Raw genomic sequence first — 23,236 nt, forward strand, 5'->3', positions numbered from 1 at the left:
CACCGTGCGCCCCGAACGTCAGACGTCAGACGACAGGGAGCGTGCGCGACAGGGGCAGCTCTCGCACGCGCGTGCCGGTGAGCGCGAAGACGGCGTTGGCGATGGCCGGCGCCACGGGAGGCAGGCCCGGCTCGCCAATGCCACCCGGCGGGCCGTCGCTCTCCACGATTTCGACGTGAATCTTCCGGGGCGCCTCGTTGATGCGCACCAGCTTGAGGTCGCGGAAGTTGGACTGCTCCACCGCGCCGCCCTTCATGCTGATTTCGCCGTGCAGGGCAATGCTCATCCCGAAGATGACCGAGCCCTCCATCTGCGAGCGGACGCGGTCCGGGTTGATGACGGTGCCGGCATCCACCACCACCCACGCCTCGTCGACGCGGATGCGTCCGGCCTCGTCCTTCACCACCGACGCGACGACGGCCACGTAGGACAGGAAGCTCTTGTGCGCGGCGAGCCCCAGCGCGCGGCCGTCCTTCTTGCGCTCGTCCCAACGCGACAGCGCCGTCACCCGCTCCACCACGCGCCGCATGCGCCCCGTGTCGATGGGGTGCTGCTCGAAGGACTGGCCGTAGTTGTCCAGCTCGCGCACGCCCAGCTCCGCCAGCGTCACCACGCGCGGCGGCCCCAGCAGCTCCAGGCGCATGTCGCGCGAGTCCACGCCGCGCGCGTGGGCCAGCTCGTCCATGAACGAGTTGACCGAGAACGCGTGGAAGATGTTGTACACGGAGCGCAGCCAGCCGATGCGCACATGGGCGGGGGCCTCGCACGTCTCCGCGCGGACGTTGGGCACGGTGAGCGCCAGGTCCGTCACGCCCTGCTTCAAGTCGCGCGCGCTGGGCCGGCTCGCGGGCGAGAAGGTGGAGGCGATGGGCGGGAAGGCCGTGCGGTGGCGCCACGCCACCACCTTGCCGTCCGCGTCCAGGCCCGCGCTCAGCCGCTGCATGCTGACGGAATGGTAGTAGTCGTGGCGCATGTCATCCTCGCGCGTCCACTGCACGCGCACCGGAGCGCCCGCCTCGCGCGCCAGCCACACCACCTCGGCGATGAAGTCCGCCTTCGACTTCCGGCCGAAGGCGCCGCCGAGGAAGGTGACGTGCACCTTCACCTTCTCGGGAGGAATCTTCAGGATGCCGCCGGCCACCTCCTGCGCGTCCTGGGGGTTCTGCGTGGGCGCCCACACCTCGCAGGTGTCGCCGTCCACGCGGGCCATCGCGACGAGCGGCTCCATGGCCGCGTGCGGCAGGTGGGGGACGTAGTACTCGGCCTCCACGACGCGCGCGGCGCCAGCCAGCGCCTTGTCCACGTCACCCACATTGCGGGCCACGGTGCCCGGCGCGCGCACCGAGGCGGCCAATGCCTCGCGGTACTGCTTCGAGTCGTACGACGCGTTCTCCCCGTGCTCCCAGGTGATGTCCAGCGCCGCGCGGCCCTTCATCGCCGCCCAGGTGTTCTCCGCCAGCACCGCCACCCCGCCCCACTGCTGGTAGATGTAGGGCTTCTGCGGCGCGGGCAGCTCGACGACGCGCTTCACGCCGGGGACGGCGAGCGCCTTCGCCGCGTCGTACTTCACCACCTTGCCGCCCACGACGGGGGGACGCGCAATCATCGCCACGAGCATGCCCGGCAGCTTCACGTCGGCGCCGAAGGCGGCGGTGCCGTTGACGTACGCGGGCGCGTCCAGGAGCGGCAGCGGCCGGCCCACGCGCTTCAGCTCGGCCCTGGGCCGCAGCTTGACGGACTTCTCGTCGGGGACGGCCAGCCCCGCCGCTTCGCTCGCCAGCTCGCCGAAGCCGAGCGTGCGCTTGCCGTCGCGGTGGAAGACGGCGTGGTCCTTCGCCACGCAGTCCTCGGGCTTCACCTTCCAGCGCTTCGCGGCGGCGGCCACCAGCATGGTGCGCGCCGTGGCGCCGGCGCGGCGCATGTCCTCGTAGATGCCGCGCACGCTGCTGGAGCCGTCGGTGTTCTGGTCGCCGTAGGCCTTGTCGCCGTCCGCCTGGACGATGCGCACCCGCGCCATGTCCGCGCCCAGTTCGTCGGCGATGAGCACCGGCAGCGAGCTGCGGATACCCTGCCCCATCTCCGAGCGGTGGCAGACGATGGTGACGAGCCCGTCCGGGGCCACGTGTACGAAGGCGTTGGGAGTCAGGCCCGGGGTGCCGTCCTCGATGGCCGGGGAGCTCGACTTCGGCTTCTTGCCGGAGCGCCCGGAGGGCTCGGCCGCGAGCGTGTCCGCGGAGAAGAGGCCGAGGGCGAGCCCGCCCACCGCCAGGTTGAGCCCCTCGAGGAAGGAGCGCCGCGAAATCAACTGGAGTCGCTGCGTCATGCCACCCTCACCCTTCCTCGGGAATGCCCGCGGCCTTCTTCACGGCCGCGCGGATGCGCGTGTACGTGCCGCACCGGCACAGGTTGCCGGCGAGCGACTGGTCGATGTCGGCGTCGGTGGGCTTCGGCTTCTTCGCCAGCAGCGCCGCCGCGCTCATGATTTGACCGGACTGGCAGAAGCCGCACTGCGGGACGCCCAGCTCGCACCAGGCCTTCTGCAGCGGGTGGTTGCCGTCGGGCGACAGGCCCTCAATCGTCGTCACCGACTTCCCCTCCGCGCGGCGCACCGGCGTCACGCACGCGCGCACCGTCTGGCCGTCCAGGTGGACGGTGCACGCGCCGCACAGCGCCTGGCCGCAGCCGTACTTCGTGCCCGTCAGGCCGAGCACGTCGCGCAGCGCCCAGAGCAGCGGCATCTCCGGGTCGACATCGAGTTCCTTCTCCACACCGTTGACGCGGACGTGAATCGTCATGGCCGTGCCTCCTCGTTCGGGCACTCCGCGCCCGTCTCCACCCACGCGGCGATGATGGCGCCGAACTGCTCCTGCGTTCCGGGCGCGGGCTCGCGGTCCGCTCCGGGGTTCCATCCCCAGCCCACCAGCTCATCGTGGGCGTTGTGCTCGACAATCTGCGCCAGCGTCTTGCCGCCGTTGCGCTTCGGGTCCTTCATCTGCTCGCAGATGTGGCGCGGGCTCTTGCCCACCCACGCCATCTCCTTCGGCGCCAGGTGCCAGTTCGGCGCGCCGGGCACGCGCGCGTGCGCCAGGTTCCGGTCCTGGTGGCAGCTCGTGCACTCCTGGGCGACGGCGCCCTTGTCGTCCGGCCCGCGCACCACCGGCGGGTAATGCGGCTGCCCATCCATGCCCTGGAGGGGCGTGTCCCCGCTGGGGTGGCAGTTGGCGCAGCGCGGGTGCAGGAGCACGCGGCTCGCCTCGAGGAAGAGCGCCTTCGAGCGCTCCGCCGGGGATTCGATGCTCGCGAAGTCCTGAAGACCGCGCAGCGCGTTGGGAGCAACCTCGGGAAGGGCGGCCTTCTGGACAGCGCCCGCATCGGGCTCCCGCTTGCATCCTCCCACCGTCAGGAGGACGACCAGCGGAGCCATGACTCGGAGAGTTGGCTGCATGGCCCAAGGCTCCAGCAACTCCCCCTCCACCACAAGCCGAATATTCGCCCCTCCGGAAGCCGTACCTGGCGTGCTGGCGCGCATCCGCCGTCATGCTCTTCGGGAGCCGCCTTGCGCCGCCGCGCGCCGGCCCCACGTTTGACTCGTGGGCCCTGGGCCCCTGGAGGGGGTCGTGTCGTCTCCTACACAATTGCCTTCGCTCGACGTCGTCGCGGACGCGCTCCTCGTCGGGAACAGCGGGACGGTGCTCGAAGCGGTGCACCACTACATGGACGAGGGTGGGCCCGCGTTCCTCGTGGACATGCTGGCGAAGCCCGTCATGCAGGCCGTGGGCGAGCGCTGGTGCCGCGGCATCATCTCGGTGGCGGAGGAGCACGCCGCCACGGAGTTGATGCGCGAATTGCTGACGCAGTTGTTGCCCGGGCTCGGGTGGCACCAGGGCGGGCCCCGCGCCGTCATCACCTGCGCGCCTGGCGAGCGGCACCTCCTCGGGGCGCGGCTCGTCGCCCAGGTGCTGGCAATCGACGGCTGGCATGTGCGCTTCCTCGGCGCGGACACCCCGGCGAAGGACCTGGCCGTCTTCGTCGCCCGCGAGCAGCCCGTCTTCGTCGGGCTCTCCTGCGCCATGCCGGAGCACGTGCCGGACGCGCGGCTCACGCTGGAGCTGATGCACCGCACGACGCCGCAAATCCCGCTCGTGGCGGGTGGCCGCGCGGCCGACGGCCTGACGCCTGAAGTGGAGGGCTCCTGGTCCGTGCTGCACTCCACCGAGGAGCTGTTGAACCTGACGCGCGGTGGCGTGGACAGGCTCCTCCCATCCCGCTGAGCTCGCGGCCTCAGGCGCTCGAAGCGGCGGACTCCTTCTGTTCCCCGGCAACCTGCCGGGGCGGCGTTTGCGTGGGGAGGATGACGGTGAAGGTGGACCCCAGCCCCGGCTGGCTCCGCACCAGGATGGTGCCGCCGTGGGCCTCGATGATCTGCTTCGCCACGTACAGCCCCAACCCCATGCCGCTGTAGTGCCGCGCGGAGACCGCGCGCTCGAAGCGGTCGAAGATTCGGGCCGTGTCCTCGCGCTTGAGCCCGATGCCCCGGTCCTGCACACACAGGCGCGCCATCTCCCCATGGCCCTCCACGGACACGTCGATGGGGCCGCTGGCGCCGTACTTGATGGCGTTGGAGATGAGGCTGGACAACACCTGCTCCAGCCGGAGCTGGTCCCACACGCCGCGCACCGGGCCGGGGGTGTGGACCTCCAGCCTGCTGCCCGCGGCCTCGGCCTCCTCGCGGAAACGGTCCGTCACCTCGGCGGCGAGCACGGACAGGTCCAACTCCTCCAGCAGCAGCCCCAGCCGTCCGGTGGCCACGCGCGACACGTCCAGCAGCCGCTCCACGAGCTGCGCCAGGCGCTGCACCTGGGCCGACGAGCGCTCCAGGTGACGCGTCACCCGCTCGTCGGAAACGCCCGCGGCGGCCACGCTGCGGCGGAGCGTGTCGAGCTGCAGTTTGAGGGGCGTCAGCGGCGTGCGCAGCTCGTGCGCGGCGATGGAGAGGAACTCGTCCCGCGCGCGGACGCCCTCGCGCACCTGTTGCAGCAGCCGGGCGTTCTCCACCGCCACGGCGATGCGCCCCGCGAGCGCCTGCGCCACCTCCACCTCCTCGTCCCGGTAGGGGCGCGCTTCCGGAGCGCTCCGCCCCAGCGTGAGCAGCCCCTCCAGCCCATGCGTCGTGAGCACCGGGACGCGCAGCAACTGGTGCACCCCCAGGCGTGGCAGCAGTGACGCGAGCCCTCCCCGGGAGGAAGACGCTTCTCCCGAGGAGAGCCTCGATAGCCGGGGCTCGTCGCCGGCCCGCCAGGTCTCCCGCGTCTCCGGGGCCTCCACCACGGCGCGCAGCCGGTACACGCCCGTGGGCTCCACGTGGGCCATGCGGAGACCGGGGGCGAAGGGGCCACTTCCGAGCAACTCCACGACGCACAGGTCGCCGAGGTCGGGGACGGCTCGCTCGGCCAGCCGCTGGAGCGCGGCCTCGCTCCGAGCCACGTCCGACAGCAGCTCGCCCGCGTCCGCCAGCAGCGCGATGCGCCGGCGCGACTCGTCCGCCGCCTCGCGGCGCGCGTGCTCCAGCCTCGCGGCCAGCTCCAGCTCGCGCGTCGCCCGCAGGTCCACCTCCGTCATCACCGAGGCCGCGAGGTCCTCGAGGACGTGGACGTCGTCCTCCGTCCACTGGCGCGGGACGGTGTCGAGGACGCAGAAGGTGCCCAGTGCCTCGCCGGAGCTGACCAGCGGCACGCCCGCGTAGGCCACCACGCCCAGCTCCGCCACGCCCAGGCAGTCGCGCAGCAGCGGGTGCGCGCGCGCGTCCTCGACGATGAGGGCCTCACCGGAGGCCAGGGTGTACTTGCAGAGCGAGTGCGCCAGCGGAAGCTCGCGCCGGCTCTGCCACGGCTCCGGCAGGCCGATGCAGCTCTTGCAGAAGTGCCGCTCCCCATCCAGCAGGCTCACCATGCCGATGGGAGCACGGAGGACGCGGCAGGCCAGGCGGGTGAGGCGGTCGAAGGCCTCCTCGGCCTGGGTGTCCATGAGAGCGGTCCTGCGCAGCGCGGCCAGTCGCTCGGGGGAGCGCAAGATGCTCTGGACGTTGCCCGACATGAGTCATCGTCACCCTTCCCAAGGAGATGGGCAGGCCGCACCGCGCAGGCCAGTAGCAGGCAGCCGCGGGTTCCTCCGGCACGCCGGCCCCACCGGTGCGGCTGCCTGCCCGCCGTCACTCCAGGCTAGAGTGACCCCATGCACTTCCAGCCACCGTGGGGTGGAGCCTTCCGGCTCCAGACCTTCGTCCACCGCACGCCCGAAGCGCTTCCGCCCGCGACTGTCGAGGCCATCCGACAGGCCATCCTCGGCACGCCCCTGCTCGGCGACTCCAACCTGTCGGGCCAGTTCTCCGGGACGTATGGCTTCTCCATCACCTTCCGGCGCGAGGCCCTGCCGGAGGTGACGGCGCTGTTCCCCGACTTCAAGCCGTACCTGGACACCGCGCTGCTGGCGGACTGCAACGCCTTCCTGCTCAACCCGCTGCTGGTGCGCGAGGGGCGCGGCGTGGGCGCGCACATCGACCGGAGCCTGGAGTTCTACGGCACCGGCATCGGCTGTCCGGTGGCGGTGAGCGTGCTCTACGTCCAGGTGCCGGAGGCGCTGTCGGGCGGCGAGCTGCGGCTGTACCACCGGGGCAACCGCGTGGCCGCGCTGAAGCCCTCGCCGCGCTCGCTGGTGATGTTCCGGGGAGACCTCACGCACGAGGTGGCGCCCATCGACGCGGGGGCTCCGGCGCTCTCGGAAGCGCGCATCAGCCTCGTGGTGGAGCAGTACCGCGTGCCCGAGTCGCTGCTGCCCGGCGTCCCCCGCTTCGAGGTGCGCACCCGCGCGGGGATGGCGGCATGAGCGAGCTGGCGATGGACGTGTGGGTGGCCCAGGAGCCGGACGCGGTGTTCCAGGCCTTCGCGGACCCCTTCCGGCTGCGGCGCTGGTACGGCGCGCCACCGGGAGGACATCGCACCGGCGCCACGGGAGACGTGGCCTCGGGCGAGCCCTTCCGCGTGAATCTCATCGACGCGAGCGGCGAGCCCTTCGCGCAGCGCGGACAGATTCTCGCGGTGGCTCCGGGCGAGGGGCTCGAATTGGAGATGGCGTGGGAAGGCGGAGGCCTGGGCGCGGACGCGACGCGCGCGTCGATTGCGCTGCGTCCCGCGGATGGAGGCACGCGAGTGGAGGTGCGGCAGGGCCCCTTCTCCAGCACCGAGTCGCTGGAGGCCCACCGCCGCTGGTGGGGCGCGTGCCTGGGGCGGCTGGTGCGCGTCACCACCGGAGACGCGGTGCCCTGCTTCGAGGAGTTCTGGGAGGAGTCGCGCGGCTTCGTCGGGCCGCTCGGTGCAGCGGCCTACACGGTGCTCGCCGGCATCCGCGAGGCCGGCGCTCCGGCGGAGACGGTGGCCCAGGTGGAGGAGCTGCTCTACACGCACCTCGCCCGCCTCCCGCCGGAGACGGCCGAGGTACTGGGCGCGGTGCTCCGCGCTCGCGTGAAGGAGCCGGCCCCCTGAGGAGCCGGAGCCCCTGCAGTCCCCGTTCGAGCGTGGCCGGGGACGCCCGGCCCGCGCGAGCCAGCCGTCCTGGCGACGCAGGCCCCCGAGAGCGGGGCTGAGCGCCGGGCGGCGCGCCGGAGTCAGCGCAGGGCCGTCACGTGGATGGGAGGCGTGCGCACCTCGGCGGCCCGCTCCACCACGCGGCCCAGGCGCAGGAGCAGGTGCTCCTCGTACGGGCGCCCGGTGAGCTGCACACCCACGGGCAGGCCCTCGCGGTCGAAGCCGGCCGGCAGGGACAGCGAGGGGAAGCCGGTCAGGTTGGCCGGCCGCACGAAGCGCATCAGCGCGTCCACCACCGGCAGGTTCGACTCCCCATGTGGCAGCGTCGCCTCGGGAATCACCGGGGCCGTGGTCGCCGTCGTCGGCGTGACGAGCACGTCCACCTCCTTCATGAGCGCCAGCATCTCGCGGGTCAGCTTGTGCCGGTGCCGCAGCGCGTGGACCAGGTCCGTGGCGCGGAAGTGCCGGCCGATGGCGAGGTTGGTGCGCGAGTCGAGGCCGAAGTCCGCCGAGCGCGTCTTCACGTGCGAGCGCATCGCCTCCGCCATCTCGCTCAGGATGATGCAGCTGTGTGTCCAGAGGATGGTGTTGAGGTCGGGCGCGGGAATCTCCACCACCCGAGCGCCCGCGTCGGTGAGCGCGCGCACCGCCTCCTTGCAGCGAGCCACCACGTCCGCGTCGGCATCCTCGAAGTACGGCCAGCAGATGCCGAGCCGCACGCCGGACAGACTCCCGTCCTCGTAGCCCGACAGGTGGTGCGGCGGCTGCGTCTGCGCGACGACGTCATGTCCGTCCGGCCCGGCCACGAGCGCGTACGCCGCGGCGACGTCATCCACGGTGAGCCCCAGGGGCCCCACGTGGGCCACGTTCCAGCACAGCGGCGGCACACCCGTCTCGGGGATGCGGCCCCACGTGGCCTTGAGTCCGACGACACCGCACAGGGCGGCGGGGATGCGAATGGAGCCGCCGCCATCCGCGCCGATGCTCAGCGGGCACAGGCCCGCGGCCACGACAGCGCCCGAGCCGCTGGAGCTGCCGCCGGTGATGCGGCCCCGGTTCCACGGGTTGCGCGCGGCGCCGTGGTGCGGATTCAGGCCGATGGGGTTGATGCCAATCTCGTTCATGTTGGCCTTGCCGAGGATGAGCGCCCCGGCGGCCTTGAGTCGCGCGGCCACCGTCGAGTCCGCGCTGGCCGGCTCATTGCGGAACTTCGTCCCCAGCGTGGTGGGGAAGCCGGCGAGGTCCACCTCGTCCTTCAGCACCACGGGCACGCCGTCGAGGATGCTCAGCGGACGGCCCGCGCGCAGCCGCGCAGCCGAAGCCTCGGCGGCGCGAAGCACCTCCTCCGGCTTGCGCGCGACGAAGAGGCCGAGCCGGTCCTTCCCACTGTCGAGCCTGTCGATGGCCTCATGAATCCGCCGCACCACGGCGACAGGGTCCGCGCCCTCACGGTAGGCGCGCGCATAGGCGGAGACCGTCTCACGCTCCTTCGGCGCGGGGGACGCGGCGATTGCGCGCGCGGCCTGCTCCTGCGGCGACTGGGGCTCGGCGCCGGGCGCGCCATGGGGCAGTGGAAGCTGGATGGGCGGCGCGTCATCCGCGGGCATCTCACGCCACTGCTCGATGCCGCTGTCGCGGACCAGCTTCTCCAGCACCACGGAGCCCACCGAGCTCTCCAGCGTGTTGACGAAGGCCTTGAGCGCCATGCCGGACACGCGGGGCGCCTTCACCGGGTTGCGTTGATAGGTCATGGCGAAACACTACCGCTGATGGATGCATCGCGCTGCGCCTCGGCCCGGGATGCGTGCATCAGGACACCCTGGCGGGCACTCCCCTGCAATCAGGCGCAAGAACCGGGCTGCCTCCGAACACGCCCTTCCCTATTCCTAGCCGTGCGACGGGCGCTGGGTGCCCGTCATCACGGATGGAGTGGGTTGGCATGACAACGCGATTGATTGACTCCCTGGCGAAGTACCACCTGCTCGGCCAGACGGGCCTGCGAGTGAGCCCCCTGGCGCTGGGCACCATGAACTTCGGCACGGACTGGGGCTGGGGGATGAATGAGGAGGACTCGCACCGCATCCTCGCGCGCTACCTGGAGGCGGGAGGCAACCTCATCGACACCGCGGATGCGTACACCTCCGGCTCCAGCGAGCGCATCATCGGCGACTACTTCGCGAAGCACGGAGGCCGGGAGCGGGCCGTCATCACCACCAAGTTCTCGGCGAACCTCTCGCCGGGAGACCCGAACGCGGGAGGCAACAGCCGCAAGCACATCCTGAGCGCGCTCGAAGGCTCGCTGCGGCGGCTCAAGACGGACTACGTGGATGTGTACTGGCTGCACGTCTGGGATGGCCTGACGCCCGTGGAAGAGGTGATGCAGACGCTCACCGGCCTCGTGCGCGAGGGCAAGGTCCGGTACCTCGGCTTCTCCGACGTGCCCGCGTGGTACTTCGCCCGCGCGCAGACGCTGGCGGAGCGGCATGGCTGGGAGAAGGTGGCCGCGCTCCAACTGGAGTACTCGCTCGCCGAGCGCAACATCGAGCGCGAGCACCTGCCCGCCGCGCTCGCGATGGGCGCCGCCATCACCCCGTGGAGCCCGCTGGCCGGAGGGCTCCTCACGGGTAGGTACACGCGCGAGGGCGCGAAGCCGAAGGGTGACGGGCGCGCCCATGCCCTGCTGGCCAGCGGCAACCCGGTGGTCGACAAGTTCCTACAGGAGCGTCCGTGGGCCATCGTGAAGGAGCTCGTCGCGGTGGCGAAGGAGGTGGAGCGCACGCCCGCGCAGGTGGCGCTCAACTGGGTGGCGAACCGTCCGGGAGTGGCCTCCACCATCATCGGCGCGAGCCGGCTGGCGCAGCTCGACGACAACCTGCACGCGCTCGACTTCACGCTGCCGCCCGCGCTGGCCGCGAGGCTGGAGGCCGCGAGCCGTCCCGACTCCTTCGCGCCATACGTGTTCTTCGAGAACCCGTTCTTCACGAAGGGAATGCTCGCGGGCGGCACCACCATCCGCGCGGAGCCGAGCGGCTTCCGGGGTGCTCTCCAGGCCCAGGAGCGCTGACACCTCGAAGGGAGAGGCTGTGCATGTGCCTCCGGCAGCCTCTCCCTCCCGAACGAAGTGGGTGGCGTCTTGATGCCGCCGATGAGGAGAGCCGAGGGGCGTGAGCCCGGGGTACGCACTTTCTTCATTCCTCCGCGACCGTGAGAAATCGCTCGCGGGTCTTCGAGGCGAGGCTGGAGGCGACGCCCCGGCTCGCACCTCGGAGATTGAATGCGGAAGTACCTTCTGAAGTTCCTGTGCGCCACCCTGTCGGGGCTGGCGCTGGGAGGCTGTGCCGAAACCGCGAAGCCCGCTGAGGCACGCAGGGTCCCCGGCCGATACATCGTCACGTTGAAGCCGGGCTCGCGCGTCCAGGCCGCGAGCGTGCGGCAGCAGGTCCTCGACATTGCTCGCAAGCACGACGCGCGGGTGGCCCGCACCTATGACCACGTCCTGCACGGCTTCGTGGCCGACCTGGACGACGCGCACGTGGAGGCGCTGCGTGCGGACCCGTCCGTGGCGCTCGTCGAACAGGATGCCTATGTCCATCTGAGCTCGGTCCAGGCGACTGCGCCCTGGAGCCTGGACCGCATCGACCAGGAGGACCTGCCCCTGGATGGCGTCTATCGCTCCGCGCTCACGGGCGCGGGCGTGCATGCATACGTCATCGACACCGGCATCCGCCGCACCCACGCGGAATTCCATGGGCGTGTCGGCGAGGGCTTCGACGCGGTGGACCCGGACGGCACGGCGGAGGACTGCGACGGCCACGGCACGCACGTGGCGGGCACGCTCGGCGGCAGCACCTGGGGCGTGGCCCGGGGCGTGACGCTGCACCCCGTGCGCGTCATCAACTGTGATGGCGAGGGCACCGTGTCCGAAGTCATCGCGGGCCTGGACTGGGTGGCCGCCCACCACGTCGCGCCCGCCGTCGCCAACCTGAGCCTGGGCTTCGAGCCCTCCGAGGCGCTGGACCAGGCCGTCCGTGACGTCATCGCCTCGGGTGTCTCCACCGTGGTCGCCGCCGGTAACGAGAACGTCGATGCCTGCAACGAGTCCCCGGCACGCACCGCCGAGGCCATCACCGTGGGCGCCACCCGTGACACGGATGCGCGGGCCGGCTTCTCCAACTACGGCCGCTGCGTGGACCTCTTCGCGCCGGGACAGGACATCACCTCGGCGTGGAACTCCGACGACACCGCCACCGAGGTCCTCGAAGGCACGTCCATGGCCTCGCCCCACGTGGCCGGTGCGGCGGCGCTCTACCTGGAGACGCATCCGTCCGCATCACCGGAGCAGGTGGCCGCGGCGCTCATTGGCGCTGCCACGCCGGGCCGCCTGTCCTTCACGGGACGGGGCTCACCCAACCTGCTGCTGTATACCGGCGCTCTACCCGTCTCCGGTGACACGCGGCCGCCGTGGGTGAAGCTCATCGTCGTGGGCGACAAGGCGAGGCTGCGCGGCACCGTGCACCTGTTCGCCGCCGTCTTCGACGACACCGCCATCCACCGCGTGGACTTCTGGGTGAATGGCGAGCTGCGCGCGAGCGACCCGTCCGCGCCCTTCGAGCTCGCCTGGGACACCACGCGCGAGCTGAACGGCCGCACCGTGCTGGAGGTCCGCGCGTACGACGCCGCGTACAACGTCCGCCGCGACGGCCCCATCTCCGTCGTCGTGCGCAACCCCGGTGTCGCTGACCCGGACCCGGTGCTCCTCGCACCACGTTGCAACACCGTGGGGCCTTCCTGTGACACCGGCGTGCTGGTTCAGGGCTCCGGCGCCGTGGGCCCCGAGCTGCACGCGCCCAACACGATTGGCGCGAGCTGCCCGGACGGCGACAACGGCTCCTATCTGATGTCTGCCTCGCTGGAGGGGGTGCGCATCGCCACCACGGATGGACGCCCTCTCGCGCCCGGACGGCAGGTCACCGTCACCGCGAGCGTGTGGTCCGCCCTCCCCTTCTGGGAGGAGTTGGACCTCTTCCACGCACCGGATGCGAACCACCCTGTGTGGACGCACCTCGCGAGGCTGACGCCCGCCGAGTACGGGGCACAGGAACTCTCCACCACCTTCACCCTTCCGGAAGGCGGAGTGCAGGCCATTCGGGGCGTCTACGGCTCCCGCCGCGACGTGGCGGACTGTGCACCCGACGGATTCACCGACCACGATGACCTGATGTTCACCGTGGGCCGGAGGAACAGCAGTCCACGATGACCTGATGTCCAGCGTTGCCCACCCTGCCAGGAGCGCGCTGGGGGAGAACCGCCCCTTGCCACACCTTCCCGGAGCTCTTGCTGGCGCTTCTATCCATGGCGGCATGGGCGGCGGACGCGGAAACAACCCCCGCCCCTCCCCTCAATTTCGCCGCGTGCCCTCACAGCGAAAACCGAGGTGGTGCGCGTCACACCGGGTATTCCACCGCGCGAGCATCATCAGCATTGAGGGTGAGAGCTACCGTCGGCGAGTGGCCGAGGAGTCCAAGCCATCCGGGGTAAGTCCTTGCCTATCCTGCGAACGAGGATCAGGGCTTCATCGTGCCGCCGCCCTGACGGAACTGACGACCAAGGAGACCTACGGTGCGGCGTCCGCCTGGAACCCAGCGGAGTCGTTCCACTTGTCCACACGGATGAAGCGCAGCCCCTCCGGCGGTGGCGTCAATGCGAGCACCCGCTCCACCAGGGAGCGATGGAACACGAAGGTACTCGTGGACTCCGCCAGCACGAATAGCAGCCTCCGCTCCAGCGGGATTTCCTGGAGCACGCGCTCGTCCAGCACCAGCTTGTCAACGCTCAGCGCGACCTCGTGGCCAGGGAAGAACTCATAGATGGACCGCTGACGGTCGAGGCACTGGAACTCGTTGAAGACGTGCAGCACCCAATAGCGCCGCACGTCACCCAGCTTCACCGTCACATCGGCCGGAACGAACTGAACGCCAAAGAGTCCGAGCGGCTCCAGCACCTCCACGATTCGAGTAGAGAACACCGGCTGTGGCAGGCTGTGGTGGTCCACCATCTCTGGCTTTCGCGGTACTGGAGCGCCCAATCGCAACTGCACCGGCTCCGAAATGGCAACGGGCTCCGGTTTCCCAAAGCCCACCTCGTCGTCGTCGATTGCAAGGAGCGGATGGTTGTTGTTCGGCGCGGACTCGATGACAAAGTAGTCGGCCTGCATGGTTCACTCTCCAATGCGAAGGGACCGCCCCGCCAGGGGGCCGCCTGCCACGCCGTGCTTCTGGCGGTGTCTCCTCTCCTGGGGGCATGCCGCAAAGCTCGGCTTCTCCCGGATACTCCTGAGTCCCGAGCAGCCCCTCCCGCCCGGCGCGTAGTCGAGTCCGTCCCGCGTGAGGGTCCAGGTGAAGCTCGCGACCCTTTTCAGAATCTTCGCGCTGACAGCATCCAGCATCCGAACGAACTCGGTGGGGTCCGAGCAGAACGCGCCCCGCTTCAGGAGGTCCTCAATCTTCTTCTGCTCCTGCATCACCGCTTTGGGGTACGGCAGATGGACGTCGAACGCATAGCCCTCCGCGTGGTTCCCGCGATGCACGGCGACGTGCAGCTCACAGGCGATAGCCATCTTCATCGGCAGGAAGACGCCATTCTGCTTGCTGTCTGGGTGGTAGCCGAAGCGCACGCAGTACAGAGCCCACCTGCCATTCTCCAGTGCCTCCAAACAGATGAGGTGGTGCGCCGCAAGGGAGAAGAGGCCCGCGTACCAGGGATGCGTCGCCAGCTCCCGGCCCTCCAGCATGTTCCGCCCGAGCACCGCGGAGCTGCCGAGGTTTCCGCCGACGCGGCCCTTCGTGTCGAACGCGTGCTTCTCCTTCTTGCAGAACGGGCACCGCTCCACGGGCTGGGCCAGCTCGCGCCCCTCGATGCGTTGAGCAACGGGGCGCGAAGTCTGCGACTGCATGATGGGCGCCGGTCCCGCGTTCCGGTCGTTCAGCGTGAAGAGGTCAGTGTTCCTCACCACGGGCCTCCCCTCAATCTTCACGTCAAAGGAGAAGTTCAACGGGTGCGCCGGTCCCTTCGTCTTCCCCGAGGCAACGCCGCCGCCGGCGGTGCCCGCCTCGTTCCCGGTGGACGTGCCGAGGTGCGAGTTGGAGAGGCACACGGGCGCCCCGTTGATGAACACCGTCTTCGAGCCATTCTTCAGCGAGTCGCTCTTGGCGACGTTGGTGTACGGCACTGGCATCGGGCCGTTGGGCCCCGGCGTCAGGCACACGTCCGGAAACCCCACCACGGTGCCTTCGCTCTTGCTCGTCACCGGGCTCAGCCCGTTGATGAGCTTCGTGTTCTCTTTGGACACGTCAGTCCCCCGGGAATGCACGGAAGCCTGACGGGGACTGTGCGGCATGCCTATCACCCTGGGGAGGGGTTGACGCCTGCCGAACGTTGCGGGGCACGGCCGCCTCTTCTCCCTCGTGGAAGTGCCCACGTGTGGCGAGCCCGTCCCTCAGCACAGCCCTCTCTGCCAATGTGAGTGAGACAGTCCGTACCCAGCAGTTTAGTGTGCAGGGCGACCCGACTGCTCCACGCAACGTGCTTCCGGTTCCCCCCGAAGTGCACAAGGTCATCAACGACGCCTACCCCGCGTGCTACGCGGGGGGCACCCAGTGGTCGACCGTCGGCTTCGACAGGCCCTACGTGGAATGAGCATGAGGATGGAGAGCCTGCTCGCTGAAATCTCGCGGTCTCACTTCCCCAATGCGCCCGCGACGCCCGCGCAGGTGGCCGCCTTCGAAGCACGAGTGGGTTGGCGGCTCGACCCCGACCTCCGCGCGTTCTACCTGCATTGCGATGGGGCCGCGCTGTTCCGCCCGCGGCCGGATGCGGACTACCGCATCCTGTCGCTCGCCGAAATCCAACGCGCCCGCATCGAGCTGCGAGGCCAGGACGACGACTCAAAGGGCTCTGCATCCTGGTACACGCTGCTCTACCTCCAGGACTCGGACTACGTGCTCGTTGACGTGTCGAGGCAGAAGGACGGGCGGTACCCACTGTTGGACGCCTTCCATGAGACGTATCCGCTCGAAGTCCGGCAGATTGCGGCATCCTTCGGCGAGTTCCTGGAGCGGGCGCTCAGCAGCGGAAACCAGTTCTTCTGGCTGAAGGAGTAGAGCACCAGCGCGGAGACGGCGCCCTGGCGCTTCCCCTCCAGCGGCCGGAGTGGAGATCGCCACATGGGTCTGGCACAGGCCATCCAAGGCGCCGCGTTGGTGGCTCCCGAGCAGTTCGACCGGCTTCAGATGAGCAGACATCCGTGACGCCCCCAACCCACGGTAAGCGCGGCTCACCACTCGACAGGGATGAGGAAGTCCTTCACCACGCCCATGTGCTCCATGTTGGTGACGCCGCTGTCCCCCGACAGCACCGGGTAGATATCTCCCAGCGGCGCGTAGACGCGGCTGTCGAGCACGAGCCCGTTCGGGAAGGTGTTCCGACCAATGACGGTGGCCTGCTGGTACTCGCGCAGGTCCGGGTCCACGAGGACATGGTCCTGCGGCTTCTTCCTGTCCTGGGCGGTGTTGGGGTTCCCACGGTCATCCACCGGGTAGAGGCCATTGGTGTGGGTGTTCCCATTGGCATCCGCCGGGTAGGGGCCGGTGGTGATGACCAACTGCCGGAGGACGTCGAAGCAGGGCTCATCCCGGGTGTCCATGTTGAGTGACCCGCCAATGACGAGGTAGTCGCCCATCGGCACGTCGAAGTTCATCCGTCCGATGAGGGCGATGGCCTCGTCCTTGCGGATGTCCTTGTTCGTGGTGCGCAGATTCACGCTCACCGCCCAGAGGTCCTTCGGTCCGGGGATGTCGATGCGGGCCCAGACGAAGTCTCGCTCATTCGTCAGCGGGTCATCCCACTCGCCGGACGCGATGATGGGCCAGCGGCTGATGATGCCGTTGGGCGCCGAGGCGCCGCTCTCCCGCGCGAAGGAGTAGTCATCTCCCAGCCGGTCCACCATCGACTGGAGGTCCTCCTGGGTGTTGCGCCCGTAGTTGAACCGCTGGATGAGCACGACGTCGGGCTGCACGCCCTGCATCAGTCGGATGCCATTGCCCGGGTCGTAGTTCTCGGTCGCGCTGCTGGTGAGATTGGCCGTCATGATGCGGAGGTTGGCGAACGCGATGGGCCCCGCATCCGGCTCCGAGCCCGCGTCGCTCCCCGCGTCCTCCGAGCCCGCGTCGCGCCCGGCATCCTCCGTACCCGCGTCGAGCGGGTCCTCTCCTGCGTCCACTGTTCCCGCGTCCGTCACCTGGGGACGGTCGCCGGGGTCTCGTTCACGCCCATCACAGGCCAGGCCGAGCACGGAGAAGGAGGCAGCGATACACAGCAGGGAAACGACAGTCTTTTTCACGAAGGGCCCCTGGGTTGTTTTGCAGCCGCAGGGTCCCTTCAACCGGATGGCAGGAGCATCACGGATTCATCATTGCTCCATCATCAGAAAGGCAGACACACTCCGTGCACCTTCTGACGTCGCGCCCGCATTTCCCGAGCAGCGTCCCGCGCCGGGAGGCATGGTGGTGGCCACTCCCAAGGAGGAAGCCATGAAAGTGGTGGTCGTCGGAGGCACGGGGACGATTGGCCGAGCCGTGGTGCAGGCGCTGTCCGGGCGGCACGAGGTCATCGAGGTGGGCAAGAGCCGGGGCGCCCATCAGGTGGACATCACCTCGAAGGACTCCGTCCAGCGGCTCTTCAAATCGCTGGCCCCGTTCGATGCCCTCATCTCGGTGACAGGCGCCGGGGCCGTCAAGGGCCTGACGGAGCTCACGGACGAGGACTTCCAGTTCAGCCTCTCCAACAAGCTGATGGGACAGGTCAACCTCGCCCGTCTGGCCCTGTCCCATCTGCGCGAGAAGGGTTCCATCACCCTCACCAGCGGCATGCTCGCCCAGGAGCCGATGAAGGGCTCCGCGGCCATCAGCCTCGTCAACGCGGGGCTGGAAGGGTTCGGCCGCGCCGCCGCGCTGGAGGCTCCGCGAGGCATCCGCGTCAACGTGGAGAGCGTCGAAGGCAACCGCACCGGTGAGGTCATCGACGCGCGGAAGTTCAAGAGCTGAGCACCCCCGCCAGCAACCCGCGCCGGGGCACGGACCACAATTCCTGCCCCTGCACCTCCCAGCCCGCGAGCAGGTGGTTGGCGGCCATGAAGCCCGACGTGGCCGCGCGCTCCATCAGCGCGGTGGGGATGGGCAGCTTCACGAAGTCCCCCGCGAGCACCACCTCGGGGAACGGCGTCTCCACCGTGGGCCGCGGCCGGTACGAACCCGGCGCGAAGGACGGGCAGTCGCGGCGCAGCAGGAACCGCTCCGCCACCACACGCGCCCCGCGCAGCTCCGGGTACAGCCGGTGCAACCCGTCCAACAGCTCGCGCCGCACCACTGCCTCGTCCACATCCTCCGGCAGTCCGTAGCCGTGCAACTCCACCACCGAGCCGCCCGTGCGCGCGGCCCAGCGGCGGCTCTCACCCTCGAACAGGTGATACAGCGAGATGTTGTCCAACATCCCCATCCCCGTCGTGCCGACGAAGGGATGCCGGCCTCGCGCCGAGGACCGGTCCACCCAAAGCCGCCACACCGCGAAGGGTGACGTGAGCGCCAGCGACGCCACCTTCTCGCCCCAATCCCTGTCACCCAGCGACGGCGAGGCGGAGACGAGCCGCTTCAGCGGCTCCACCGACGTGGCGAGCACCACGGCATCCACATCCACGGGAGCCCCCTGCCCGCTCACCACCCGGACACCGCCCTCGCGCCGCTCCACCGCCGTCACCTCCTCGCCCAGCCGGAAGCGGACGCCCAGCCCCTCCAGGTGGCGCCGCAAAGGCAGCCATACGGCCGTGGAGAACGGGTCATCGAGCACGTCAAAGACGAGCCCCTCCGGGTTCCCCATGAAATAGAAGTGGAACATCATCAACAGCTCGGCCGTCGACAGCGCCTCCTCCGGGTTGAAGAAGGAGTGCGAGAAGACGTCGAACAGCATGCGCCGCGCATGCGGAGGGAAGCGCAGCGAGTCCAGGTACTCACGCGCATTGCCCGCGTCGTACTTCGCATACGTGCGCTCCTGGTCGAACGTGAGCATCGCCAGCGCGGAGCGCACATCCATGCGCACCACGTCCATCAGCTTCAGCGTCGACGTGCGCCGCACCAACCCCAGCACGTTGAAGGGCGGCAGCGCGGGCAGGCGCGAGAAGGACTCCATCTCTCCGCCCGGCCCGAGGATGGGGTAGTCCTCCAGCTTCCGCAGTCGCTCCAGCCCCGGGTCTACCCGTCGCAGCAGCGCGCGCAGGTTGTAGTACTGCCGGAAGAAGGCGTGGAAGCCGCGCTCCATCTCGATGGACTCACCGCCCTCCAGCCGCTCCATCCACGAGCCCACCCGTCCCCCAAGAAACAACTCGCGCTCCAGCACGGTGACGGAGGCGCCCCGCTCCGCGAGCACCGTCGCCGCCGCGAGGCCCGCCAACCCTCCGCCCACCACCGCCACGCTCCGCGAATGAGGCAGCCGAGGCAGCCGCGCGCGAGCTGACGCCGGGAGCTTCTCCGGGCTGAAGCGCCCGAGGGACAGCGCGGGCAGTTCAAGGGGAAGGCGCATGGCGTTTCACGACGCGGCGCGAAGCTGGAGCACCGCGCGGGAGAGCCCTTCCAACCACCGCGCGGTGGCCAGCGGGCCGTGACGCGCCAGCGAAATGGCCTCCCGGTACACCTGGGGCCTGCGCCGTGCGACGAGGTAGAGGAACCGGACGAAGTCCGTCCCCGTCATCTGGTCCTTGATGAGCGCCGCGTAGGGCCCGTTGCCCAGCGCATGCAGCGAGGCGAAGGCCGCGTCGAGCAACCCGTTCAATTCGTCCTTCCGCGCCGGCTCACGCGAGGGGCTGGCCATGAACGTCGCCAGCGCGCCCGTCACCGCGTGCAGCGGTGTGTCGTGGACCACCGTCCCAGGGAGTACGCCGCCCTCGTGGAGCGCCGAGGCGATGGCCCGCGCCCCGGGGAGGACCGAGCGCATCGTCGCGCCGAAGCCGCAGTACGTGAGCGGTGACTGCCGCGCCGCCGCGTCTCCCACCAGCACCACGCGCCTGCCCGGAGCCCGCGGCGGCGGCACCAGGCGCGACCAGCCCGGGATGTACCCGAACGTCGGCCGCAGCAGGCGCGGCTCGCCCCGCTTGTAGCGTCCGAGCCGCTCGAAGAAGCGCCCGTAGAGCCGCAGCAGCGCGTGCTCGCCCCGGACCTCTCGCGAGGGCGCGTAATAGAAGAGGTAGACGGTCACCTCGCCCGGCCGCCCCGGGAAGCCCTCCCAGATGTGCTGGCGCCCCTCCTCCACGCCCTCCGTCGTCACCAGGATGTCGCCCACCTTCGGGTCGACCTCGTCCGGCGTGGTGCCCTCGCGCAGCCCCGTCAGTACGCCGCCCACCGTGGGACACAGCAGGTCCGCCGTCGCGAAGGGACTGGAGATGCCGCGCGCATCGAGCACCAGCCGCGCGGTGACGTCAACCCGCGCGCCGCCGGCCCGCTCGAAGTGGAGGCGGACCGCGTCGGGCCCCTCCCCCATTCCCACCAGCGTGTGCCCCTCGTGGAAGCGGACGGCCCGGGCCTCCGCGCGCGCGCGCACCTCCGCGAGCAGCCGCCCCGCGTCCACGGCATGGTCCAGCGCGCCCCACACGGGGTACTCGCCTCCGCCGTGCCAGCGGCAGACGCCGTGCTGATAGCGGGCGACGATGAGCGCCTCCACCTCCTCTGGAGTGAAGAGGCCGCTCTCCGTCAGGGGCCGGAGCTCCGGGTGGCTGATGTTCCACTCGCGATGCACCACCGCGGCCCGGCCGCGCTCGAAGACGCCCACCTTCAAGCCCAGCCCCGCGAGCACGGGCGCGTACAGCAGCGACAGGCCACCTCCCGCGAGCACCACGTCGAAGTCCACGCGGGTGCCTCGCTCCGGTGCACGGACGGACGGCGCATCCACCGGAGGCCGGGCCCGCTCCGCGTCGAGCCACTCCAGCCGCTCGAGAATCTCGGGCCCGCCGGCCTCGCGTACCCGGGACTTCAGCGACGCGACACCCTCCATGGGCCCTACCCCTCCGGTCTCCGGCGCTGGAGCATCTTCATGTAGACGGCGCGCACCTCGCCCCGCGCGCCGAGCGCCCGCAGGTTCTGCGCGCAGCCGCTCACCGCGCGCCCGAGCATCACCGCCTCCGGTGGCGGACGCACCCGCAGGAAGTCCTTCGTGCGGCGCAGGCCGAGCGCCCGCATGTCCGACACCGTCGTGTCTTGCGTGTAGTCATAGACGTCCGCGCGCAGGGGCCGGGCGGCGATGGCCAGGATGTCCGCGAGCAGGCTGCGTGCCGTGGCCTCGTCGGTGTCCACCACGAAGCCCACCGCGCGAACGCCGGCCAGCACGTCGAACGGCCCGCCGCGCAGCTCGGTGAGGAGGAATTCCTGGATGGTGGCGACGAGCTCCTCGCGGAAGGACTTCACGCAGCCGAAGTCGAGCAGCCCCAGCTTCCCGTCCGGAGTGACGAGGAAGTTGCCCGGGTTCGGGTCCGCGTGGATGCGCGCCGCCGAGTAGAACGGGCCGTGCACGGCGCGGATGAGCTGCTCGCTCACACGCCACCGCGCGGCCGCGTCCGGGTTCGAGTCGATGAACTGCTGCAGCGTCTGGCCGCGCACGCGCGTGAGGCAGAGGACGCGCGACGACGAGCGCTCAGGAATCGGCTCGGGCACGACCAGGTCCGGCTCGGACGCGAACAGCGCGCGGAAGGCGCGGGCCCGCTCCGCCTCCAGCACGTAGTCCGTCTCCAGGTGGATTTCCCGGCGCAGCTCCTCCACGTAGGCGGTGCCGTCGAGCAGCTTCGACGTCATCCCCGCCGCGCGCACCATCAGCGCCATGTTGGCGAAGTCCGCGTCCACCGCCTCGGCGATGCCAGGGTACTGGACCTTGAGCACCACCTCGCGCCCGTCGTGCAGGCGGGCCGCGTGGACCTGGCCCAGCGACGCGGCGGCCAGGGGCTCGGGGTCGAACTCCGCGAACAGCTTGTCCGGTGGCGCACCGAGCTCGTCGTCGATGATGGCGACGATTTCCTCCGCGTCGAGCGGCGGCGCGCTGCTCTGCAGGCGGGCGGCGATGTTGCGCAATTCGGCCGGCAGCGCGTCCACATCCATGGAGAGCGCCTGGCCCAGCTTCATCGCCGCGCCCTTCATCTCACCCAGGGCCTGCACCACATGACCGATGGTGGAGCGGTCGGTCTCCGCCAAGTCCGCGCCCGCCACCTTGCGCAGGGCTCGCATGGCCAGCCCCGCGGAGCCCCGGGCGGAGAGCGCGGCCACCCGGCCGAGCCTGGCGAGCCGGCCGACCGGCGGGTTCTTCGATTTCGACATGCCTCGCAGCATAGGAAGCGGGGTGTCGCGACGCACTGGAGAAACACGGGGCTGTTGCCAGCCAGAACGGCAGGCAGGCGCGCCCCGGGTCCCCATGGCCCCCAGAGCCCGTGCACCGTGCCCGCGCCAGCGAATCCTGGCTCCCGGCGCTGTCTCCCCAGGCTCAGGCCTGGCCCGTCAGCCGGTAGTACGCGTCGGCCCGGCATTGGCGGATGACCGTCCGGGCCAGCGGGTGGATGCTCCACTTGATGGGCACGCGCTCCACCACGAAGCCCATGTCGTCCTTGAACTGGTTCAGGCTCGGCACCTCGCGGGCGTGGAGCCCGTTGACGAGCGTCCGGATGCCTCCGCTGCGGCGGCACGCCTGCGCGAACTCGAAGACGAGCCCCGTCGAGATGTTCGTGGAGAGCGCCCACGTCGCGTAATAGGCATTCACGCCATAGGCGATGCCGTCCACCACGTACCCGTCGAGGTAGCCGCCCAGCCGGCCATCAATCAGCCCCGCGAGCACGCACCAGTGGCCCCCCCGGAAGTACTTCCCCACGTCGGCGGCGTACGTCGCCCGGGACGGCACTTTCTTGTGCTCCGTGCGGGACAGCGCGTCCACCACGGTGTCGTAACCCTGTTCCAACAGCAGCGAGGGCCCGGTGAGCTGGACGATGCGCACGAGCCGCTGGCACTTGCGCAGCTTGTTCCTCCGGTTCGCCGACAGGCTGTCCATGTCGTACGCGTCGAGCTCGGGTGAGCGGACGATGGGCACGAAGCCATTCGCCGCGTCCGACGTCTCCGGCGTCAGCGCGGCCCGGTAGCCCCAACACCAGGGCGTGGGCCGCGTCACCTCCTCCGGCCTCAGCCCCGCCAGCAGATGGATGGGCTGGAAGAAACCGGGAGCGCCCACCTGCTCCCAGAAATGGCCGCCGTGTTCAATCACGCGCACGCCTTCCTCGCGCCGGCGCTCCGCGAGCTCGCGTTCCGTGAGCACCGGGAAGCGAGCCGCCGACGCGTCCCTCACCTCTACCTCCGCCATCACCATGCGCCGCCCCCTCGGCAGGGACAGATAAGTCCTGCGCTCCAGAAAGCATCAACGCCCGCGGGGCTGCCCACTGTCGACTGTCGCGCGGCGGAGAGCATCACACAGGGAGCCGAGGGCAGGCAGGCGATGACCCTCCTTCAGGGCCACGCGCTTCAGGGTGGCTTGGAGCCCTCGCGCACGAGATCCACTCTCAGCACGCGAGACTTGTCGCGTGGGCGGCT

The 23,236-nt window shown here is 70.2% G+C and carries 19 protein-coding genes; 7 read left to right on the plus strand and 12 right to left on the minus strand.

Annotated features, from left to right (window positions below):
* Window positions 1-25 precede the first annotated feature (25 nt).
* Genes ACVTJA_RS35105 through ACVTJA_RS35115 form a run of 3 tightly spaced genes read right to left on the minus strand, consistent with a single transcriptional unit; the run spans window position 26 to window position 3,445 of the window.
* A complete protein-coding gene (locus ACVTJA_RS35105) occupies window positions 26-2,323 on the minus strand; it encodes a xanthine dehydrogenase family protein molybdopterin-binding subunit (RefSeq protein WP_465826232.1) in 2,298 nt (765 codons plus the stop codon).
* A gap of 7 nt (window positions 2,324-2,330) precedes the next feature.
* Window positions 2,331-2,795, minus strand: coding sequence for a (2Fe-2S)-binding protein (locus ACVTJA_RS35110; RefSeq protein WP_465826234.1), 465 nt, complete (start codon window positions 2,793-2,795; stop codon window positions 2,331-2,333).
* Complete coding sequence (locus tag ACVTJA_RS35115; RefSeq protein WP_465826236.1) at window positions 2,792-3,445, minus strand: Isoquinoline 1-oxidoreductase subunit; 654 nt, start codon at window positions 3,443-3,445, stop codon at window positions 2,792-2,794. Before ACVTJA_RS35115 ends, ACVTJA_RS35110 begins: the two co-directional genes overlap by 4 nt.
* 172 nt (window positions 3,446-3,617) lie before the next feature.
* On the opposite strand from ACVTJA_RS35115, the gene ACVTJA_RS35120 reads away from it, so the two are divergent.
* On the plus strand, window positions 3,618-4,271 hold the full coding sequence (locus tag ACVTJA_RS35120) for a cobalamin B12-binding domain-containing protein (RefSeq protein ID WP_465826238.1): 654 nt from the start codon (window positions 3,618-3,620) through the stop codon (window positions 4,269-4,271).
* A 10-nt stretch (window positions 4,272-4,281) separates the two neighbouring features.
* Here the strand turns inward: ACVTJA_RS35120 and ACVTJA_RS35125 are convergent, their stop codons facing one another.
* Window positions 4,282-6,093 carry a sensor histidine kinase gene (locus tag ACVTJA_RS35125; protein ID WP_465826240.1) on the minus strand — a complete coding sequence of 604 codons (1,812 nt, stop codon included), beginning with the start codon at window positions 6,091-6,093 and terminating at the stop codon, window positions 4,282-4,284.
* Between the two features lie 138 nt (window positions 6,094-6,231).
* On the opposite strand from ACVTJA_RS35125, the gene ACVTJA_RS35130 reads away from it, so the two are divergent.
* Both ACVTJA_RS35130 and ACVTJA_RS35135 read left to right on the plus strand, forming a co-directional pair.
* Window positions 6,232-6,882, plus strand: a complete 651-nt coding sequence (locus ACVTJA_RS35130; RefSeq protein ID WP_465826241.1) for a 2OG-Fe(II) oxygenase — start codon at window positions 6,232-6,234, stop codon at window positions 6,880-6,882.
* Complete coding sequence (locus ACVTJA_RS35135) at window positions 6,879-7,538, plus strand: SRPBCC family protein (RefSeq protein WP_465826243.1); 660 nt, start codon at window positions 6,879-6,881, stop codon at window positions 7,536-7,538. The genes ACVTJA_RS35130 and ACVTJA_RS35135 overlap by 4 nt, the downstream gene beginning before the upstream one ends.
* A gap of 122 nt (window positions 7,539-7,660) precedes the next feature.
* Here the strand turns inward: ACVTJA_RS35135 and ACVTJA_RS35140 are convergent, their stop codons facing one another.
* On the minus strand, window positions 7,661-9,331 hold the full coding sequence (locus ACVTJA_RS35140; protein WP_465826245.1) for an amidase: 1,671 nt from the start codon (window positions 9,329-9,331) through the stop codon (window positions 7,661-7,663).
* A 188-nt stretch (window positions 9,332-9,519) separates the two neighbouring features.
* Between ACVTJA_RS35140 and ACVTJA_RS35145 the strand changes: the two genes are divergently transcribed.
* A complete protein-coding gene (locus tag ACVTJA_RS35145) occupies window positions 9,520-10,644 on the plus strand; it encodes an aldo/keto reductase (protein WP_465826247.1) in 1,125 nt (374 codons plus the stop codon).
* 210 nt (window positions 10,645-10,854) lie between these two features.
* Window positions 10,855-12,837 carry a S8 family serine peptidase gene (locus tag ACVTJA_RS35150; protein ID WP_465826249.1) on the plus strand — a complete coding sequence of 661 codons (1,983 nt, stop codon included), beginning with the start codon at window positions 10,855-10,857 and terminating at the stop codon, window positions 12,835-12,837.
* Between the two features lie 357 nt (window positions 12,838-13,194).
* Here the strand turns inward: ACVTJA_RS35150 and ACVTJA_RS35155 are convergent, their stop codons facing one another.
* On the minus strand, window positions 13,195-13,794 hold the full coding sequence (locus tag ACVTJA_RS35155; protein WP_465826251.1) for an imm11 family protein: 600 nt from the start codon (window positions 13,792-13,794) through the stop codon (window positions 13,195-13,197).
* Window positions 13,795-13,797: 3 nt separating this feature from the next.
* On the minus strand, window positions 13,798-14,928 hold the full coding sequence (locus ACVTJA_RS35160; protein WP_465826254.1) for a PAAR-like domain-containing protein: 1,131 nt from the start codon (window positions 14,926-14,928) through the stop codon (window positions 13,798-13,800).
* 349 nt (window positions 14,929-15,277) lie between these two features.
* Between ACVTJA_RS35160 and ACVTJA_RS35165 the strand changes: the two genes are divergently transcribed.
* Window positions 15,278-15,739: an SMI1/KNR4 family protein gene (locus ACVTJA_RS35165; protein ID WP_465826256.1), complete on the plus strand. Its 462-nt coding sequence runs from the start codon at window positions 15,278-15,280 to the stop codon at window positions 15,737-15,739.
* A gap of 173 nt (window positions 15,740-15,912) precedes the next feature.
* On the opposite strand, the gene ACVTJA_RS35170 is transcribed toward ACVTJA_RS35165, so the two are convergent.
* Window positions 15,913-16,977 (minus strand): endonuclease/exonuclease/phosphatase family protein, encoded by a 1,065-nt coding sequence (locus tag ACVTJA_RS35170; RefSeq protein ID WP_465826260.1) that lies wholly within the window; start codon window positions 16,975-16,977, stop codon window positions 15,913-15,915.
* Window positions 16,978-17,167: 190 nt separating this feature from the next.
* Here ACVTJA_RS35170 and ACVTJA_RS35175 point away from each other — a divergent pair, with 190 nt between their 5' ends.
* Entirely contained in the window at window positions 17,168-17,680 is a 513-nt protein-coding gene (locus ACVTJA_RS35175; RefSeq protein WP_465826262.1) for a short chain dehydrogenase, read from the plus strand.
* On the opposite strand, the gene ACVTJA_RS35180 is transcribed toward ACVTJA_RS35175, so the two are convergent.
* From ACVTJA_RS35180 to ACVTJA_RS35195, 4 genes are all read right to left on the minus strand, one after another.
* Window positions 17,670-19,208: an FAD-dependent oxidoreductase gene (locus ACVTJA_RS35180; protein ID WP_465826263.1), complete on the minus strand. Its 1,539-nt coding sequence runs from the start codon at window positions 19,206-19,208 to the stop codon at window positions 17,670-17,672. The genes ACVTJA_RS35175 and ACVTJA_RS35180 overlap by 11 nt on opposite strands.
* A 6-nt stretch (window positions 19,209-19,214) precedes the next feature.
* Complete coding sequence (locus ACVTJA_RS35185; protein ID WP_465826265.1) at window positions 19,215-20,672, minus strand: geranylgeranyl reductase family protein; 1,458 nt, start codon at window positions 20,670-20,672, stop codon at window positions 19,215-19,217.
* 5 nt (window positions 20,673-20,677) lie between these two features.
* Complete coding sequence (locus ACVTJA_RS35190) at window positions 20,678-21,982, minus strand: ABC1 kinase family protein (RefSeq protein ID WP_465826267.1); 1,305 nt, start codon at window positions 21,980-21,982, stop codon at window positions 20,678-20,680.
* 163 nt (window positions 21,983-22,145) lie between these two features.
* Window positions 22,146-23,015 carry a hypothetical protein gene (locus tag ACVTJA_RS35195; protein WP_465826269.1) on the minus strand — a complete coding sequence of 290 codons (870 nt, stop codon included), beginning with the start codon at window positions 23,013-23,015 and terminating at the stop codon, window positions 22,146-22,148.
* Window positions 23,016-23,236: the final 221 nt, after the last annotated feature.

This window comes from Pyxidicoccus sp. M6 (assembly GCF_055568925.1).

Bases quoted from the DNA above. Each gene is read 5' to 3' on its own strand.
- ACVTJA_RS35105 (WP_465826232.1), bottom strand. From the start codon at position 2,323: ATGACGCAGCGACTCCAGTTGATTTCGCGGCGCTCCTTCCTCGAGGGG.
- ACVTJA_RS35180 (WP_465826263.1), bottom strand. From the start codon at position 19,208: ATGCGCCTTCCCCTTGAACTGCCCGCGCTGTCCCTCGGGCGCTTCAGC.
- ACVTJA_RS35110 (WP_465826234.1), bottom strand. From the start codon at position 2,795: ATGACGATTCACGTCCGCGTCAACGGTGTGGAGAAGGAACTCGATGTC.
- ACVTJA_RS35135 (WP_465826243.1), top strand. From the start codon at position 6,879: ATGAGCGAGCTGGCGATGGACGTGTGGGTGGCCCAGGAGCCGGACGCG.
- ACVTJA_RS35195 (WP_465826269.1), bottom strand. From the start codon at position 23,015: ATGGTGATGGCGGAGGTAGAGGTGAGGGACGCGTCGGCGGCTCGCTTC.
- ACVTJA_RS35150 (WP_465826249.1), top strand. From the start codon at position 10,855: ATGCGGAAGTACCTTCTGAAGTTCCTGTGCGCCACCCTGTCGGGGCTG.
- ACVTJA_RS35115 (WP_465826236.1), bottom strand. From the start codon at position 3,445: ATGCAGCCAACTCTCCGAGTCATGGCTCCGCTGGTCGTCCTCCTGACG.
- ACVTJA_RS35165 (WP_465826256.1), top strand. From the start codon at position 15,278: ATGAGGATGGAGAGCCTGCTCGCTGAAATCTCGCGGTCTCACTTCCCC.
- ACVTJA_RS35155 (WP_465826251.1), bottom strand. From the start codon at position 13,794: ATGCAGGCCGACTACTTTGTCATCGAGTCCGCGCCGAACAACAACCAT.
- ACVTJA_RS35190 (WP_465826267.1), bottom strand. From the start codon at position 21,982: ATGTCGAAATCGAAGAACCCGCCGGTCGGCCGGCTCGCCAGGCTCGGC.
- ACVTJA_RS35185 (WP_465826265.1), bottom strand. From the start codon at position 20,672: ATGGAGGGTGTCGCGTCGCTGAAGTCCCGGGTACGCGAGGCCGGCGGG.
- ACVTJA_RS35145 (WP_465826247.1), top strand. From the start codon at position 9,520: ATGACAACGCGATTGATTGACTCCCTGGCGAAGTACCACCTGCTCGGC.
- ACVTJA_RS35125 (WP_465826240.1), bottom strand. From the start codon at position 6,093: ATGTCGGGCAACGTCCAGAGCATCTTGCGCTCCCCCGAGCGACTGGCC.
- ACVTJA_RS35130 (WP_465826241.1), top strand. From the start codon at position 6,232: ATGCACTTCCAGCCACCGTGGGGTGGAGCCTTCCGGCTCCAGACCTTC.
- ACVTJA_RS35140 (WP_465826245.1), bottom strand. From the start codon at position 9,331: ATGACCTATCAACGCAACCCGGTGAAGGCGCCCCGCGTGTCCGGCATG.
- ACVTJA_RS35175 (WP_465826262.1), top strand. From the start codon at position 17,168: ATGAAAGTGGTGGTCGTCGGAGGCACGGGGACGATTGGCCGAGCCGTG.